Annotated in this window: 13 protein-coding genes and 2 riboswitches; of the genes, 12 read left to right on the top strand and 1 reads right to left on the bottom strand. The window is 66.9% G+C overall.

Annotation, left to right across the window (positions count from 1 at the left end):
• Positions 1-76: 76 nt before the first annotated feature.
• A riboswitch (glycine riboswitch) is annotated at positions 77-171 on the top strand.
• A 16-nt stretch (positions 172-187) separates the two neighbouring features.
• Positions 188-302: riboswitch (glycine riboswitch) on the top strand.
• Between the two features lie 47 nt (positions 303-349).
• From gcvT to AACH06_RS20940, 5 genes are all read left to right on the top strand, one after another.
• Positions 350-1,501, top strand: a complete 1,152-nt coding sequence (gcvT, locus tag AACH06_RS20960; RefSeq protein WP_341427716.1) for a glycine cleavage system aminomethyltransferase GcvT — start codon at positions 350-352, stop codon at positions 1,499-1,501.
• A gap of 102 nt (positions 1,502-1,603) precedes the next feature.
• Positions 1,604-1,978, top strand: a complete 375-nt coding sequence (gene gcvH, locus AACH06_RS20955) for a glycine cleavage system protein GcvH (RefSeq protein ID WP_341427715.1) — start codon at positions 1,604-1,606, stop codon at positions 1,976-1,978.
• A 96-nt stretch (positions 1,979-2,074) separates the two neighbouring features.
• Entirely contained in the window at positions 2,075-4,978 is a 2,904-nt protein-coding gene (gcvP, locus tag AACH06_RS20950; RefSeq protein ID WP_341427714.1) for an aminomethyl-transferring glycine dehydrogenase, read from the top strand.
• A gap of 153 nt (positions 4,979-5,131) precedes the next feature.
• A complete protein-coding gene (locus tag AACH06_RS20945) occupies positions 5,132-6,523 on the top strand; it encodes an L-serine ammonia-lyase (RefSeq protein ID WP_341427713.1) in 1,392 nt (463 codons plus the stop codon).
• Between the two features lie 283 nt (positions 6,524-6,806).
• Positions 6,807-7,508 (top strand): response regulator transcription factor, encoded by a 702-nt coding sequence (locus tag AACH06_RS20940; RefSeq protein ID WP_341427712.1) that lies wholly within the window; start codon positions 6,807-6,809, stop codon positions 7,506-7,508.
• On the opposite strand, the gene AACH06_RS20935 is transcribed toward AACH06_RS20940, so the two are convergent.
• Positions 7,509-8,963: a sensor histidine kinase gene (locus AACH06_RS20935; RefSeq protein ID WP_341427711.1), complete on the bottom strand. Its 1,455-nt coding sequence runs from the start codon at positions 8,961-8,963 to the stop codon at positions 7,509-7,511.
• A 374-nt stretch (positions 8,964-9,337) separates the two neighbouring features.
• Here AACH06_RS20935 and AACH06_RS20930 point away from each other — a divergent pair, with 374 nt between their 5' ends.
• From AACH06_RS20930 to AACH06_RS20900, 7 genes are all read left to right on the top strand, one after another.
• Positions 9,338-9,934: a dienelactone hydrolase family protein gene (locus AACH06_RS20930; RefSeq protein WP_341427710.1), complete on the top strand. Its 597-nt coding sequence runs from the start codon at positions 9,338-9,340 to the stop codon at positions 9,932-9,934.
• 59 nt (positions 9,935-9,993) lie between these two features.
• Positions 9,994-10,677, top strand: a complete 684-nt coding sequence (locus AACH06_RS20925; RefSeq protein ID WP_341427709.1) for a response regulator transcription factor — start codon at positions 9,994-9,996, stop codon at positions 10,675-10,677.
• A gap of 160 nt (positions 10,678-10,837) precedes the next feature.
• The gene (locus tag AACH06_RS20920; RefSeq protein ID WP_341427708.1) at positions 10,838-12,346 is read left to right on the top strand and encodes a sensor histidine kinase; all 1,509 of its coding nucleotides are present in this window, start codon (positions 10,838-10,840) and stop codon (positions 12,344-12,346) included.
• 335 nt (positions 12,347-12,681) lie between these two features.
• Positions 12,682-13,857, top strand: a complete 1,176-nt coding sequence (locus tag AACH06_RS20915) for a maltoporin (RefSeq protein ID WP_341427707.1) — start codon at positions 12,682-12,684, stop codon at positions 13,855-13,857.
• Positions 13,858-13,885: 28 nt separating this feature from the next.
• On the top strand, positions 13,886-15,160 hold the full coding sequence (locus tag AACH06_RS20910; RefSeq protein ID WP_423222065.1) for an ABC transporter substrate-binding protein: 1,275 nt from the start codon (positions 13,886-13,888) through the stop codon (positions 15,158-15,160).
• 178 nt (positions 15,161-15,338) lie between these two features.
• The gene (locus AACH06_RS20905; RefSeq protein WP_341427705.1) at positions 15,339-16,217 is read left to right on the top strand and encodes a carbohydrate ABC transporter permease; all 879 of its coding nucleotides are present in this window, start codon (positions 15,339-15,341) and stop codon (positions 16,215-16,217) included.
• A 76-nt stretch (positions 16,218-16,293) separates the two neighbouring features.
• Complete coding sequence (locus AACH06_RS20900) at positions 16,294-17,151, top strand: carbohydrate ABC transporter permease (RefSeq protein ID WP_341427704.1); 858 nt, start codon at positions 16,294-16,296, stop codon at positions 17,149-17,151.
• Positions 17,152-17,158: the final 7 nt, after the last annotated feature.

Genomic DNA, 17,158 nt, shown 5'->3' with positions numbered 1-17,158 from the left:
ACAGTTGCAGCTTGCCGCAACCGGACGAGAAATCGCACCGCAGCATAGCCCGACCGCGAACGGGCTCGGGTACACTGCCCGCTTGCCAGGAGAGAGCTCCATCAGGGGCCGCCGAAGGCGCAGAGGCCGTACAGGCCTCGAACGCTCAGGCAAAAGGACTGGCAAGCGCTTCGCGTCAGGATGCGGGGCGTTCCTCACTGGAGAGAGACGGGTCTTCGAGCCCGTCCACCGAAGGGGCAAGCGGTGCCCGGCCACACGCCGACACCGTCAATCTCTCAGGTAAAGCGGACAGCGAGGGCAAATTCCGACCGATCAGGTCCCTTGGATTGCCCTCGACACAGGAACCGCGATGTCCTCCGCTAACGCCGCCGACGCTCTGCTGCAGACTCCACTGCACGCCCTCCACCTCGAACTCGGCGCCCGCATGGTGCCGTTCGCCGGCTACGCGATGCCGGTGCAATACCCCGCCGGCCTGATGGCCGAACACAAGCAGTGCCGCGAATCCGCAGCGCTGTTCGACGTCTCGCACATGGGCCAGTTGCGACTGATCGGCGCCGACGCCTCGGCCGCGCTCGAAACGCTGGTGCCGGTCGATGTGATCGACCTGCCCGCTGGCAAGCAACGCTACGCCTTCTTCACCAATGAGCAAGGCGGCCTGCTCGACGACCTGATGATCACCCGCCCGCCCGTGGAGGCCCTGGCGAAGTTTGGCGATCTGTTCGTCGTGGTCAACGCCGGCTGCAAAGACGCCGACATCGCCCACCTGAGCTCGAAGATCGGCCAGCGCTGCGAAGTGCGGCCCATGCCCGAGCGCGCCCTGCTGGCGCTGCAAGGCCCGAAGGCGGCAGAGGCCCTGGCCCGCCTTGCCCCCGGCGTCGCCACCCTCACCTTCATGACCGGCGGCGTGTTCACGATCGCCGGTGCCGAGTGCTTCGTCACCCGCTCGGGTTACACCGGCGAAGACGGCTTCGAGATCTCCGTCCACCAGGACCAGGCGGTCGCCCTGGCCCGCGAGTTGCTGGCGCAGCCCGAGATTAAGCCCGCCGGCCTGGGTGCGCGCGACACGCTGCGCCTGGAAGGCGGCATGTGCCTGTATGGCCACGACATCGACACCACCACCACGCCGGTCGAAGCCGCGCTGACCTGGGCCATCCAGAAGGTGCGTCGCGCTGGCGGCGCCCGCGCCGGCGGCTACCCTGGCGCGGCGGTGATCGACGCCCAGCTCGCTGAAGGCGCCAAGCGCAAGCGCGTGGGCCTGGTGGGCGTGGAGCGTGCCCCGGTCCGCGAAGGCGCCAAGCTGGTCGCCGCCGATGGCACCGAGCTGGGCACCGTCACCAGCGGCACGCTGGGCCCCACGGTGAACCAGCCTGTCGCCATGGGCTACCTGCCGGCCTCGCACGCCGCCGTCGGCACCGAAGTGTTTGCCGAGGTCCGAGGCAAGCGGCTGCCGATGAAGGTGGCCGCCATGCCGTTTGCCCCGCACCGTTACTACCGCGGCTGAAGGGCAGTCAGCCCGCCCGTCCGAGGGTCTGCCGTCTTGACCGCCGGCCGGCCCTGAATCAACCTAGCCACCCCTGCTTACCCGAACCGAGGAGCCCTGCCCATGACGACCATGTTCACCGCCGATCACGAGTGGATCAACATCGAGGATCACGAAGCCGCCGTGGTCGGCATCACCTTGCACGCGCAAGATGCGCTGGGCGATGTGGTGTTCGTCGACCTGCCCGAAGTGGGCAAGACCTACAACAAGGGCGAGATCGCCGGTGTCGTCGAATCGGTCAAGGCCGCGGCCGACATCTACATGCCGGTGACCGGCGAGATCGTCGAAGTCAACGAAGAGCTGCGCGCCAACCCGGCGTTGGCGAACACCGACCCGATGGGCGCCGGCTGGTTCTTCAAGGTCCATGTCACGAACATGGCCGAGTTCGACCAGCTGATGGATCCGCCGGCCTACGACGCCCTGCTGAAAACGCTCTGAGCCTGAGCCGTTCCCGATTCCTGATGTAGCCCGCCGGCCGCGGCGCCTGACCCGCACCGCGCCCGGCCCGATGTTCGCCGCTGTCTCCCACGCGCCATGCTGATGCACGCTCACACCCCTCTCGACGCCCTCGAAAACCACGGCGAGTTCATCGCCCGCCACATCGGCCCGGACACGGCCGACGAGGCGCACATGCTGAGCGTGATCGGCGCCGCCTCGCGCCAGGCCCTGATCGACGCGATCGTGCCGAAATCGATCGCCCGGGCCCAGCCGATGGTGCTGCCGCCGGCCGTCACCGAGGCCGAAGCGCTGGCCGAGCTGCGCGCGGTGGCCTCGCTGAACCAGGTGAAGAAGAGCTTCATCGGCCAGGGCTACTACGGCACGCTGACGCCGGGCGTCATCCTGCGCAACATCCTTGAGAACCCGGCCTGGTACACCGCCTACACGCCCTACCAGGCCGAGATTTCGCAAGGCCGGATGGAAGCGTTGGTCAACTTCCAGACGATGATCGCCGAGCTGACCGGCATGGCGATCGCCAACGCCTCGATGCTCGACGAGGCCACCGCCGCCGCCGAAGCAATGACGCTGGCCAAACGCAGCGTCAAAAGCAAGAGCAACACCCTGATCGTCGCGGGCGACTGCCACCCGCAAACGATCGAGGTCGTCAAGACCCGTGCCGAGCCGCTCGGCATCGAGGTGATCGTCGGCTTCGCACCGAAGCTGATGGAAGAGCACGACTATTTCGCCGTGCTGGCCCAGTACCCGTCCACCAGCGGCCTGGTGCACGACATGCGCGAGGTCGTCGAGAAGGCGCATGCCAAGAGTGCCGCATTCATCGTGGCCGCCGACCTGCTGGCCCTGACGCTGTTGACGCCCCCGGGCGAATGGGGCGCGGACATCGTCATCGGCAACTCACAGCGTTTCGGTGTGCCCATGGGCGGTGGCGGCCCGCACGCGGCCTTCATGGCCTGCCGCGACGAGTTCAAGCGCTCGATGCCAGGTCGCCTCGTCGGCGTCAGCGTCGATGCGCACGGCAACCCGGCCTACCGCCTGGCCCTGCAAACCCGCGAGCAGCACATCCGCCGCGAGAAGGCCACGTCGAACATCTGCACCGCGCAGGTGCTGCTGGCGGTGATCGCCAGCATGTACGCCGTCTACCACGGCCCCGAGGGCCTGAAGCGCATCGCCACCCGCGTGGCCACCTTCACCGCGATCCTGGCCGATGGCCTGGGCAAGCTCGGCCTGAAGGTGCAGAACCCGTATGCCTTCGACACGCTGACCATTGAAACGGGCGACCGCACCGACGAGATCATCGGCCGCGCGCTGGCCGGCGGCGCCAACCTGCGCCGCCTGTCACCCCAACACGTGGGCGTGTCGCTCGATGAAACGACCACCCGCGAAGACATCGCCGCGCTCTGGAGCTGGTTCGCACCGGCCGGCCAGGCCTGCCCCCAGGTGAGCGACTATGCCGCCGGCATCGCGTTGCGCCTGCCCGAAGGTCTGCGTCGCACCTCGGCGTACCTGACCCACCCGGTGTTCAACACGCACCACAGCGAAACCGAGATGCTGCGCTACCTGCGCCGCCTGGCCGACAAGGACCTGGCGCTGGACCGCAGCATGATCCCGCTGGGCTCGTGCACGATGAAGCTGAACGCGACCAGCGAGATGATCCCCATCACCTGGCCCGAGTTCGCCGCGGTTCACCCGTTTGCCCCGGCCGACCAGCTCAAGGGCTATGCCCTGCTCAACGAGCAGCTCACCGGCTGGCTGTGCCAGGCCACCGGCTATGCCGGCATCAGCCTGCAGCCCAACGCCGGCTCACAGGGCGAATACGCCGGCCTGCTGGCCATCCGTGGCTGGCACCAATCGCGCGGAGAAGGCCATCGCAAGGTCTGCCTGATCCCTGAATCGGCCCATGGCACCAACCCCGCCTCGGCCCAGATGGTGGGCATGCAGGTCCTGGTGGTGAAGTGCGATGCGAACGGCAGCGTCGACCTGGACGATCTGAAGGCCAAGTGCGAGCAGCACGCCAAGGATCTGGCCTGCATCATGATCACCTACCCCTCCACCTACGGCGTGTTCGAGCCCCGGGTGAAGGAACTGTGCGCGATGGTCCACCAGTACGGCGGCCGCGTGTATGTGGACGGTGCCAACATGAACGCGCTGGTGGGCGTGGCGGCCCCGGGCCAGTTCGGCGGCGACGTGAGCCACCTGAACCTGCACAAGACCTTCTGCATCCCGCACGGCGGTGGCGGCCCGGGCGTTGGCCCCGTCTGCGTGGTGGAAGACCTGGTGCCCTTCCTGCCGGGCCATGCCACGGCGGGCCAGGTACGCGAGGGCGGCGTGGGCGCCGTCTCGGCCGCGCCGCTGGGCAACGCCGCGGTGCTGCCGATCAGCTGGATGTACGTGCGCATGATGGGCGCCGATGGCCTGAAGCAGGCCACCGAAACCGCCATCCTCAGCGCCAACTACGTGGCAGCCAAGCTCTCTGACCACTACGACATCCACTACAGCGGCGGGATCGCCGGTGTGAAGGGTGGCGGCGTCGCGCACGAGTGCATCCTCGACCTGCGGCCGCTCAAGGAGACCTCCGGCATCAGTGCGGAAGACGTGGCCAAGCGCCTGATCGACTACGGCTTCCATGCACCGACGCTGAGCTTCCCGGTGGCCGGCACGCTGATGGTCGAGCCGACCGAGAGCGAGCCGCTGGTCGAGCTGGACCGCTTCTGCCACGCGATGATTTCGATCCGCGAAGAGATCCGCAAGGTCGAGTCGGGCGCCTGGCCGAAGGAAGACAACCCGCTGAAGAACGCGCCGCACACGTCGCAAAGCCTGCTGAAGGCCGAATGGCCCCACGCCTACACCCGCGAAGAAGCGGCTTACCCGGTGGCCGAACTGCGGCAGTACAAGTACTGGTCGCCGGTCGGCCGCGTGGACAACGTCTACGGTGACCGCAACCTGTTCTGCAGCTGCGTGCCGATGTCCGCCTTCGCGGAATGACCCTGCCGGCGGCGCAGCCTCGCCGCCACGATTGAATGGTCTGACCCGGCCGTCTGATGGCGGCCGCGCGCCTGCTCACACCCTGTCGGCTCTGGCCTGGGCATGAGCAGCCCGGCGCCCAGGCGGCGCCGCCGAACCCTCGAGGCCCACACCATGGCTGTTTCCGTCTTCGACCTCTTCAAGATCGGCATCGGGCCCAGCAGCTCGCACACGGTGGGCCCGATGCGCGCCGCGCGCCTGTTCGGGCTTAGGCTTCGCAGCGAGGGGCTGCTGGCGCAGACCGCGCGGGTGCGCTGCTGGCTCTACGGCTCGCTCGGGGCCACCGGCAAGGGCCACGGCACCGACAAGGCGGTGCTGCTCGGCCTGGCGGGCCATGAGCCGGACACGGTGGATGTGGACGCCGTGCCAACCATCCTCGACAAGATCCGGGGCGCCAGGCGCATCGCGCTGCTCGGCGAGCACGAGGTGGCCTTTGACGAAGGCGAAGACCTCGTCTTCCGCCGCCGCGAGACACTGCCCTTCCACGCCAACGGCATGCGCCTGATCGCCTACGACGCGGCAGGCGCCGAGATCGAGAACCGCACGTATTACTCGGTCGGCGGCGGGTTCGTCGTCAGTGACGAGGTGGCGGCCGATGGCTCGAAGCAGAAGGTCATCGCCCCCGATGCGACCGTGCTGCCCTTGCCCTTCCGTTCGGGCGAAGAGCTGCTGCAGGTGTGCGAACGCGAGAACCTGACGATCGCTCAGGTCATGCGCGTGAACGAGCGCCACTGGCGCACCGACACCGAGATCGACGCCGGCCTGCTGCGCATCTGGCGCGCCATGCAGGATTGCGTGGCCCGCGGCCTGCGCACCGATGGCGTGCTGCCCGGTGGCTTCAAGGTGAAGCGCCGGGCCTCGCAGCTCTACCGCGACCTCACGGCCAACCCCGAGCAGGCCCTGCGCGACCCGCTGCAGGTGATGGACTGGGTCAACCTCTACGCACTGGCGGTCAATGAGGAGAACGCTGCCGGCGGCCGCGTGGTGACGGCGCCCACCAACGGCGCCTCGGGCATCGTGCCGGCGGTGCTGCACTACTACCACCGCTTCGTGCACGGCTCGAGCGACCAGGGGGTGATGGACTTCCTGCTCACCGCCGCAGCGATCGGCATCCTCTACAAGGAAAACGCGAGCATCTCGGGCGCCGAGGTGGGCTGCCAAGGCGAAGTGGGCGTGGCCTGCTCGATGGCGGCGGGCGCGCTGGCCGCGGCAATGGGTGGCACGCCGGCTCAAGCCGAGAACGCCGCCGAGATCGGCATGGAGCACCATCTGGGCCTCACCTGCGACCCGGTCGGCGGCCTGGTGCAGATTCCCTGCATCGAGCGCAATGCCATCGCCTCGGTGAAGGCCATCAACGCCGCCCGCATGGCGCTGCGGGGCGACGGTACCCACCATGTGAGCCTGGACAAGGTCATCAAGACCATGCGCGAAACGGGCGCCGACATGCAGACCAAGTACAAGGAAACGGCGCGCGGCGGCCTGGCGGTGAACATCGTCGAGTGCTGACGACAGCCGGCAGCCCCCTAAGCAGCCCCTGAGCACCCAGCGCGGCGCTCAGGTAGGCCGCGGATCGAAGCCCTGGCGTGGTGCGCAGGCCACGCCGAATGGCGCAGCTTCGATCATTGATTACTCAGCGAATCAGATATTCCCGCTCAATGGCAACGCGGGTCAATTTTCCATCGCCGAAATACCGCCTCGTGATCCTGATTTCCCCGGGAAGTGCACTGCAGCCGCGTCGTGCTGCCTAGAATCATTCGTCACGTTTCTCCCAGCGTTGTCGACGCATTCCATGCCCCACACCGGATCCCTGCCCGCCTCCATCGCGCTCGTCGACGACGACGTGGAGTACACCGAATTTCTCGCCCAGCATTTGCGCGGCCTGGGTGTCCAAGTCCATCGATTTGCCGACAGCGATGAATTGCTGGCCGACTCGTCTCCCTTCAGCTACGGGTTTTATTTGGTGGACCTGATGCTCCCCGGGATCGACGGCGTCGAGCTGATCCGCGTGCTGCGCCGCCGCACCCACGCTGGCGTGCTCGTCGTCTCGGGTCGCGTGGCGGAAGACGTGTTCTCGTCGGTGGTGGACGCCGGGGCCGACATGCACCTGGCCAAGCCCGTCACCTTCGACCAGGTGGTGGTGGCCATCCGCGCGGTGCACCGCCGCGTGGTGGCCACCGAGGCGGGCTCCAAAGAGTGGGTGCTCGATCGTCACGCCGGGCAGCTCGTCGCCCCGGACGGCGTGCGTGTGGACCTGAGCGAAGGCGACATCACGGTGATGGAGTGCTTCGTCGAGGCCGAAGGCAAGACCGTCACCCGCGAGGTGCTGTGCCGCCGCCTGGGCCGCCCGGTGACCGACGAGCCCGACAACACCCTGAGCGCCACGCTCTACCGCCTGCGTCGCCGCATCGAGCGGGCCACCCCGGTGGTCGTTCCGATGCAATCGCAATCGCGGGTGGGGTATGTGTTCCGCGCGCCTCTGCGCGGCGTCTGATCAATCCACCAAGGGCAGCCACAGCCTGAAGACGCTGCCCTGCGGCTCATGGGGCGCCCAGCTGGCGCGCCCCCCGTGCCTCAGCATGATCTGCTGGACCACGTAGAGACCCAGCCCGTGGCTGGGCAAGCCATGGTCACCCCGGGCGCCACGCTGAAAGAGGCGATCCCGCATCTCGGGCGCGATGCCCGGGCCCTGGTCGCGCACCTCGAACACCAGGCCCAGCGGCTCGTCACTGTCACTGACCTGCAGCACCACGGGCGAGCCTCGCGGCGAATAGGCCAGCGCGTTCGACAGCAGGTTGCGCAAGGCCAGGCGCATGAGGCCAATGTCCATGGCGGCCGTTCGCGCATGGGACGAACTGGCGTCGCGCAGAACACGCACCCGCTGTTGGGGGTCCAGATCGCCGAGCGCCATCTCGAGCAACACATTGACGTCGGCATCGCGCGGGGCGAGCGGCTGCTCGCTGGCCAGCACGGTGGTGGCGGCCAAAGTGTTGTCGATCGACCCCACGATGTGGCTGATGACCTTTTGCGCCCGATGCAAGCGGGCCTGCACCTCGCCCGCATCGCTCATCTCGCCCACCTGCAACGCGGCGCCCGCGCTCTGCAGCGCAGCCGACGCGTTGTTCAACGGCTGCCGCACCTCGTGTGCCAGAACGCGCACGAACTCATCACGCTCAGCCAGGCGCTCGGCCAGCACCGCGGCGCGGGCCTCCGCCGCACTGCGTTGTGCCTGCTCGCGGGCCAGGTCGGCGGCCTGCGCGTCGCGCCGGATCCGGGCCCGTTCCAAGGCCATGCCCACGTAGCCCACATTGCCGAAGATGCCCGCGACCAGGCCACCGGCCAGCACCAGGAACAGGTCCAGCGTGGGCGCCAGGTTGGGCGGCACATAGGTGCCCGAGGCCGCGGCCAGCACGCTGACGCCGATGCGCAGCGAATAGCTGCCCGCAAAAAAAGCGTACGACACCGCGATGTGCTCTGAACCACGTCCATGGGGAAACCGCCCCAGACGCACGGCCATGACGGCGATCCAAACCGCCGCGGCGATCATCAAGGTGCCATTGAGCACGCGGCGCCACGACGGCATGGCCGCTCCCAGCGTCAGCACGAGCAGCATCGCGATGGCCACAGCGACCATCACCACGCGCCACCCGCCTTCACGGCCGCTCTCGCGGTACAGCGCGCACAAGCGCAGGCCCATGCCCAGCAAGCCCAAGGACACCGGCACCTGCGTCGTCCAATAGGCCGGCAGCAGCCCGCCGAGGGTGAAGATGAAGTAGGTGATGCCCACCACCCCGCCGCCGCCGCACCACAAGCTGATGGCCGCCGCTTCATGGTGGGGCCGCAAGATCATCCACACCAGGCCCGACATCAACAGGTACACGACTCCCAGCAGATACAGCGCCGTCTGCGTGTCGAGCGGGACGAGCGGCATGACGAGGTATTCAGACAAGGCGGATGAGCTCTCGCAGCGGAAGTGAACCGATGGTGGGATGGGGGCGAGGCGAATTCTGGGTCAGCCTGCCGCCCGCGACCAGCCCGGAGCCAGAGACCCAACTGTCCGATCACCTGAGCCTTGACGCGCGGCGCCGGCACGGCGCACACGATCTAGGCCCCTGAAGGCAACGATAAGATGCCGCGATGCGCACCCTTCCACTTCCGTCAGGGGCTGCTCGGCCGCCCACCGGCGGCGTGGAGGCATCGGCTGTGACGCCGATGGGTGGAGGCCTGCGGCGACGCGGTGTGCTGCTGAGCATGGCGCTGCTGGCCGGCCTGCCGGGATGTGCCTGGCAGCGCGGGCAAGGGTCGACGAAACCAGGAGCCGGGATGTCGGAGATTCTTCTGTTCCACCACGCATGGGGTCAGACACCCGGGTTCTTGGCATGGGCCCACGCGCTGCGTCAGGCGGGACACACGGTGCACACGCCTGATCTGTTCGAAGGTCAGGTGTTTAGTCGGCTCGAAGACGGCGTGGCGCATGCGCAGCGCATCGGGTTTGAAGAGATTTCCGAGCGCGGGGTTCGAGCCGCGCAGAAGCTGCCGGCGTCGCTGGTGTATGTCGGCATGTCGCTCGGGGTGATGCCCGCGCAACGCCTGGCCATGACGCGGCCCGGCGCGGCGGGTGCGGTGCTGATCGAAGCCTGTGTGCCCCTCGAATACGTCGGCGGCGTCTGGCCGGCCGGCGTGCCGGTGCAAGTCCATGGACGCGACGGCGATCCGGTGTTCGGTGGCGATGGCGATCTGGAGGCCGCTCGGTCACTCGTTCGATCCACACCATCGGCCGAGCTCTTCCTCTATCCGGGGGATCAGCACCTGTTCGCCGACGCGAGCCTGCCGTCTTACGACGCCGCCTCGGCAGCACTGCTCACCCGACGGGTGCTTTCCTTCCTGGAAATGTCTTCCGCTCAGCGGCATTCAGCGTGAACCTGTCGACCACCGATCGGGCACAGCCCGTCTTGCAGAACTCTCTTACGCTTTCAGACATGAACCTGTTGCTCGCCGAAGACGATGCCATCTTGTCGGATGCCCTGTCATCCCAGCTGCGCGAGGCTGGTTTCGATGTCGAGCATGCGCCCAATGGCGCCGTGGCCGAGTACCTGCTGCTCAAGCAACCCTTCGATCTGGCCATCCTCGACCTGGGACTGCCGTTGGTCGACGGCTTGACGGTGCTCAAACGTGTGCGCGCCGCCAAGCCCGCCCTGCCCGTGCTGGTGCTCACCGCGCTGGACAGCCTGGACGACCGCGTGGCCGGCCTGAACGCCGGGGCCGACGACTATCTGACCAAACCCTTTGACTTCCCCGAGCTGGAGGCGCGGCTGCGCGCGCTGCTGCGCCGCACGCGGCCGATCGGCAGCTCTGCAGAGCTGGGCCATCTCAGCTTTGACCGCGATACCCGTCGTGCCGCCGTGCGCGGCGAGCCCCTGGATCTGAGCCCCCGCGAGTGGATGCTTCTGGACCTGCTGCTGTCGCAACGCGACAAGGTGGTCACCAAAGATCAGATCCAGCAGGCCTGGGCGCTGGACCGTACCGAAGCGGCCAGTGGCACCAACTCCATCGAGGTCTACATCCACCGCCTGCGGCGCAAGCTCGAGCAGTCTGGTCTGGCGATCCGCACGGTGCGCGGCCTGGGCTACCTGCTCGAAGCCGAAGCCGAAACCAGTGCATGAGCACCATCCACAGAGTCGGGCTGCACCCAGCGCGCGCCCCTCGGCGGGCACGAGAAGCCTGGCCAAGCCAGTTCTTCTCAGCCGCAGCCCCCAGGGCCGGGCTGCGCCCAGCCCGCCCCCCGTGGGGGGCACGAGAAGCCTGGCAAAGCCAGTTCTTCTCATGAGCCGGCTCTGGCGCCGCAGCTCGCCGCAAGGGCCTGACGATGCCGCGGTGCGCCGGGCCGCTGGCGGCCCCTCGCTGCACCGCCAGCTGCTGATGTGGCTGCTGCTGCCCCAGCTGGTGTTGTGGATCGGTGGCGCCTTCGTCACCTACAACCTCGCCGCCCGCTACGCCAACGCAGCGGTCGATGCCACGCTGTCGCAAGCCACGCGGTCGCTGGCGCGCCAGGTCAAGCCGATCGGCAACGGGCTGTTCATCGACTTTCCGCGTGCCGCGCAGGACATCCTGGAAGCCGACCCGAACGATCGGGTGCTCTACACCGTCAGCTCCCCGCCCGGCGAATTCATCCTGGGCAACCGCAACCTGCCCACGCCCAAAGACATCCCGCCGCAGCCCGCCCTCGGTGAGCCCTACTTCTACAACGGCGAGGTGCCCGCCGCCCAGGGCAGCGGCACCGAGCGGGTACGCGTGGCAGCACTCTTCCTGAGCTATGGCGACGGCTCCGAGCCGATGCAGACCATGTTGGTGCAGGTGGCGCGCAGCAGCGCCAACCGGGAAGAGCTGGCGCGCCGCATCCTCGTGGACACGGTGTTGCCGCTGTCCGCGCTGATCGTGCTGATGACCATGATCGTCTGGGCCGGCATCCGGGCCGGCTTGGCGCCGCTCGCGCGCCTGCGGGCTTTGGTGGAAGGCAAGGCACCGAATGACTTGACCGCGATCGAGCTGCACGCGGCCCCCAGCGAAGTGCGAGCCCTCGCCCAGGCCATCAATGACCTGCTTGGCGCAGTGCAGCACAACGTCGTCTCCCAAAAACGCTTCATCAGCGACGCGGCTCATCAGCTGCGCACGCCGCTGGCCGGGCTGAAAAGCCAGACCGAGCTGGCCCTGAAAGAAGCGCACGACCCGGCACTCGAGGCCCGCTTGCAGCGCGTGCACGAGAGCGCGACCCGAAGCGCCCATCTGGTCAATCAGTTGCTCACGCTGGCGCGGGCCGAGCCCGAGTCCGCCACCGTACAGGCCCGCGCGCGGGTCGACGTCGCCCGCCTGGCGCGGGAGTTGACAGCCGAGTTGGTGCCGCGTGCGCGCCAGGCTGGCATCGACCTGGGCTATGAGCCCTCCCCTGACGGCGAAGACGGCACCGAGCCGGCCGTCGAGGTGCTCGGCATCCCGCTGCTGCTGCGTGAAGCGCTCGCCAATGTGCTGGACAACGCTCTGCGGTATGCCGGCCGGGGCGCCGAAGTCACGGTGCGCGTGAGCGTTCTGCAGCACCAAGCCTGCATCGAAGTGAGTGACACTGGGCCGGGTGTCCCAGCGCAATTGCAGCCGGATCTGTTCGAGCGGTTTGTGCGCGGCACCACCGAAGGCAACGGCTGCGGCCTGGGCTTGGCGATCGTGAAAGAGATCGTCGAGCGGCACGCCGGGCACGTCGAGCTGTCGGACACGCGGCCGCAGGGGCTCACCCTGCGCATCGTGCTGCCCCTGGCAGAGCGTCCGATCAGCTTGGCCTGACGCCCCTGGCCTTGCGCCATACCTGAACAAATTATTAACATCGCGCTGCGCCGGCCCTGGCCTGGCGCCGATCGGCGCTGGCCGGCGCGGCCACGGCTCTCGGCAAATCAACGCCTTGGCGCGGTTCGGCACGCAGCAGCCGCCCCAGCTTGTCGCGTACAGGCCACAGCTTGGTGCGTGGATGCACCCAACTAAGGAAACTACCTATCAATACAACTTTAAGGTGTCTTTAATAATTGCAGCACTCGCAAGGTACATGAACGCAAGATGAACATCTGCGCCCCTGCGCCAACTCCCCGCGAGTGACCGGTCGTTCGTATCCAGGAGACACCTTGATGAAACAGAAGCTTCCTTTCACCCCCGCCGCGATCGCGCTGGCCTTGGGCCTCGGCGCCAGCGGTGCGCATGCGCTTGACTACACCGGCTACTTCCGTGCCGGCCCCGGCCTCACCTCTGAAGACGCCTCCCGCGCTTGCTACGGGCTGAACGGTGGATCCAGCGGCATGAAGTACCGCCTCGGCAACGAGTGCGACTTCTACGGCGAATTCCAGCTCGCCCAGGGCTTCTCCAAGGATGGCATTGACACCAAGGCCACCCTGATGGTGAACCACTACACCGGCGCCACCGACAACAGCAGCGAAGGCGTGAAGATCGAGCAGATGTGGGCCGAAGCCAAGGGCTTCGACATCGCTCCGACCGCCACCTTCTGGATCGGCAAGGAGCGGGGCCGCCGCGGCGACGTGCACATCGTCGACACCTTCTTCGTCGAAATGCTCGGCGTGGGCGCCGGCATGAAGGGCCTGCCCGCCGGCACCGGCAAGTTCGGCGTCGCGTTCTACAAGACCGACTCCGACGCCGTCCACCCCGGCAACCGCTTCAACGCGGAATGGGTCGACGTGGCCGCCAACACCAACGGCAAGATCAACCTCTTCGCCTCGATCACCAAAGGTGACTTCGAAGACGGCAAGAGCGGCGCTGGCCTGACCCTGCGCCACGACCAGACCGACCTGTTCGGCATGGGCGTGAACAACGTGCTGTTCCTGCAGTACGCCCAAGGCTCGGCCAACCTGAACCAGAACTTTGGTGACCTGACGGCCGATTCCGACGCCAAGGGCTGGCGGATCGTTGAAAGCGTGAACTGGCAGCGCGGCGTGTTCGGCGGCCAGGCCATGCTGCTGGGTGCCAGCCAGACCGACGGCGCCGGCGTGCGCACCACGTCGCTGTCGGCTGGTGGCCGCATCTCCTACGCCTTCACCAAGAACTTCAAGCTGGTCACCGAAGCAGGCTACTCGCAGTACAAGACCGAAGGTTCGCCCACCGCGAAGCTGGCCAAGCTGACGATCGCCCCGACGCTGGCCACCGGCCCCGAGTTCTGGAGCCGCCCCGAGTTCCGCCTGTACGTGACCACGGCCAAGTGGAATGCCCCCGCCGGCAATGTGACCGGTCAAGCCGCCTTCGCCGACAAGACCAATGGCACCAGCTATGGTGCTCAGGTCGAGTGGTGGTTCTAATACGCCGATATCTCGGAGACAAATGATGATGAAGTACAAGCAACCCCGTCGCGCCGCGCTGCGCCACGGTTTCCTGGCGGCCGCCAGCATCGCCGCGCTGTTCGCCGGCTCGGCCAACGCCGGTGAAATCGAAGTGCTGCACTGGTGGACGTCGGGCGGCGAAGCGAAGGCCGCTACCGCGCTGAAGCTGTCGCTGCAGAAGAGCGGCCACCGTTGGCGCGATTTCGCGGTCGCCGGCGGCGGCGGTGATTCGGCGATGACGGTGCTGAAGTCTCGCGTGGTGTCGGGCAACGCCCCGTCGGCCGCGCAGATCAAGGGCCCGTCGATCCAGGAGTGGGCGCGTGAAGGCGTGCTGGCCAACATCGATGATGTGGCCAAGGCCGAGAAGTGGGACGAGCTGCTCCCGCCCGTGGTCTCGGACATCATGAAGTACAAGGGCAACTACGTGGCCGTGCCGGTGAACGTTCACCGTGTCAACTGGCTGTGGACGAACCCTGCGGTGTTCGCCAAGGCCGGTGCCAAGGTGCCGACCACCTGGGACGAGTTCTTCACCGCAGCCGATGCGCTGAAGAAGGCTGGCGTCGTGCCGGTGGCCCATGGCGGCCAGAACTGGCAAGACTTCACCACCTTCGAAGCCGTGGCGCTGGGTATCGGTGGTGCCGACTTCTACAAGAAGGCACTGGTGCAGCTGGACCAAGGTTCGCTGAAGAGCCCGACGATGGAGAAGGTGCTGACCACCTTCAAGCGCATCAAGGACTACACCGACAAGAACGCCGCCGGCCGCGACTGGAACCTGGCCACCGCCATGGTGATCAAGGGTGAAGCGGGCATGCAGATCATGGGCGACTGGGCCAAGGGCGAGTTCCTCGCCGCTGGCAAGGCGCCGGGCAAGGATTTCGGCTGCACGCCGGCTCCGGGCACGGCCAAGTCGTACACCTTCAACATCGACTCGTTCGCGATGTTCCAGTTGAAGGACGACAGCAAGATCGCTGCCCAGAAGGAACTGGCCAAGCAGATCATGGCGCCCGAGTTCCAATCGGTGTTCAACCTGAACAAGGGTTCGATCCCGGTTCGCCTGGGCATGCCGATGGACCGTTTCGACGACTGCGCCAAGACCTCGGCCAAGGACTTCGTCGACACCGCCAAGTCCGGCACGCTGGTGCCCTCGATCGCTCACGGCATGGCGGTTCCGTCTGCAGCTGAAGGCGCCATCAAGGACGCCGTGAGCCAGTTCTGGAACACCGACAAGATGACGGCCCAGGAAGCGATGGACAAGATCGCCTCGGCCGCCAAGACGAAGTGATCGTTCTGTCGGATTTAATCTCTGTGAGTTGATCTCCGTTGATCCCCCGTGCTGGCCAGCTTAGACCTGGCCGGCCCGGGCTGATCCTCAAGCCGCTGACACACTCCAGCGGGCTTTTCCACCCCCGCGTCGATCTTGGCGCGGGGGCTTTTTTCCCGAACCAGCCGCCATCCATCCCATGTCCGCCCCGTCTGCGCTGCGAACGCCCTGGTTGCCCAAGCTGGTGGTCGCCCCCTCGTTCGCGCTGTCGTTCTTCTTCATCTACGGCCTGATGGCCTGGAACGGCTATCTGTCGCTCTCGGTGTCGCGGCTGCTGCCCAACTACGAATTTGCCGGCCTCGCCCAGTACGTGACCCTGTGGGAGAGCGAGCGCTGGTGGGTCGCCCTGAAGAACCTCGGCATCTTCGGCGGCCTGTTCATCGGCGGTGGCATGGCCGTGGGCCTGCTGCTGGCGATCCTGCTCGATCAGAAGGTGCGCGCCGAAGGCGTGCTGCGCACGATCTACCTCTACCCGATGGCGCTGAGCTTCATCGTCACCGGCACCGCCTGGAAGTGGATCCTGAACCCCGGCCTGGGCATCGAACACCTGATGCGCCAATGGGGCTTCGAGAACTTCGAATTCGGCTGGCTGGTTGACCCGGACAAGGCCATCTACTGCATCGTCATCGCCGGGATCTGGCAGAGCGCCGGCTTCGTGATGGCGCTGTTCCTCGCAGGTCTGCGGGGCATCGATGATTCGATCATCAAAGCGGCCCAGGTCGACGGCGCCAGCCTGCCACGCATCTATTGGCGCATTCTCATTCCTTCGCTGCGCCCGGTGTTCTTCTCGACGCTGATGGTGGTGAGCCACCTGGCGATCAAGAGTTTCGACCTCGTCATGGCGCTGACGGCCGGCGGCCCGGGCTACGCCACCGACCTGCCGGCCACCTTCATGTACACGATGGCGTTCAGCCGCGGCCAGATCGGCCTGGGTGCCGCCAGCGCCACGATCATGCTGGCCACGGTCGCTGCGATCGTCGTGCCTTACCTGTATTCCGAATTGAGGACCAAGAAGTGAACGTGAGCACTGCACGGCCGCTCCGAAAGTGCTGGCTCTCCCTCGGGGAGACGGGCCGCGCGACCACGGGGGCGCCATGAACAATCGTCTGACCTGGCACCGCCTGGCGCTCTTCGGCGCACTCGGCCTGTTCGCCTTCTTCTTTCTCACGCCGCTGTACGTGATGGTCGCGACCTCGCTGAAAAGCATGGACGAGATCCGCACCGGCACCCTGCTCTCGCTGCCGATGAGCCCCAGCTTCGCGGCCTGGGCCAAGGCCTGGTCCGAGGCCTGCACCGGCACCGATTGCGGCGGTCTCAAGCCCTTTTTCATGAACTCGGTGATGATGGTCGTGCCGGCCGTCGCCACCTCCACGCTGATCGGGGCCGTCAACGGCTATGTGCTCAGCAAATGGCGCTTCCGCGGCAGCGAGCTGATGTTCGCGATGATCCTGTTCGGCGTGTTCATGCCGATGCAGGTGGTGCTGCTGCCGATGAGCCAGGTACTGGGCTGGCTCGGCCTGGCCAGCTCGGTGTGGGGCCTGATCCTGGTGCACGTGATCGCCGGTATCCCGAGCACGACGCTGTTCTTCCGCAACTACTACGTTGGCCTGCCTGACGAGCTGGTCAAGGCCGCGATGCTGGACGGCGCCAACTTCTGGCAGATCTTCGTGCGCATCGTGCTGCCGCTGTCGACGCCCATCATGGTCGTCACGCTGATCTGGCAGTTCACCAACATCTGGAACGACTTCCTCTACGGCGTGGTGTTCTCGGGCGCCGATTCGAAGCCGATCACGGTGGGTTTGAACAACCTGGCCAACACCTCCAGCACGGTCAAGGAATACAACGTCGACATGGCGGCCGCGATGATCGCTGCCCTGCCCACACTGCTGGTCTATGTGCTGGCCGGCAAGTACTTCGTTCGCGGGCTCACGGCCGGTGCGGTGAAGGGCTGAGGCTTCA

The sequence above is a fragment of the Ideonella lacteola genome, assembly GCF_038066555.1.
GTDB classification, from domain to species: Bacteria; Pseudomonadota; Gammaproteobacteria; order Burkholderiales; family Burkholderiaceae_C; genus Ideonella; species Ideonella lacteola.
Note: the sequence above shows the minus strand (reverse complement) of the source record. Positions and strands in the feature narration are given on the sequence as shown.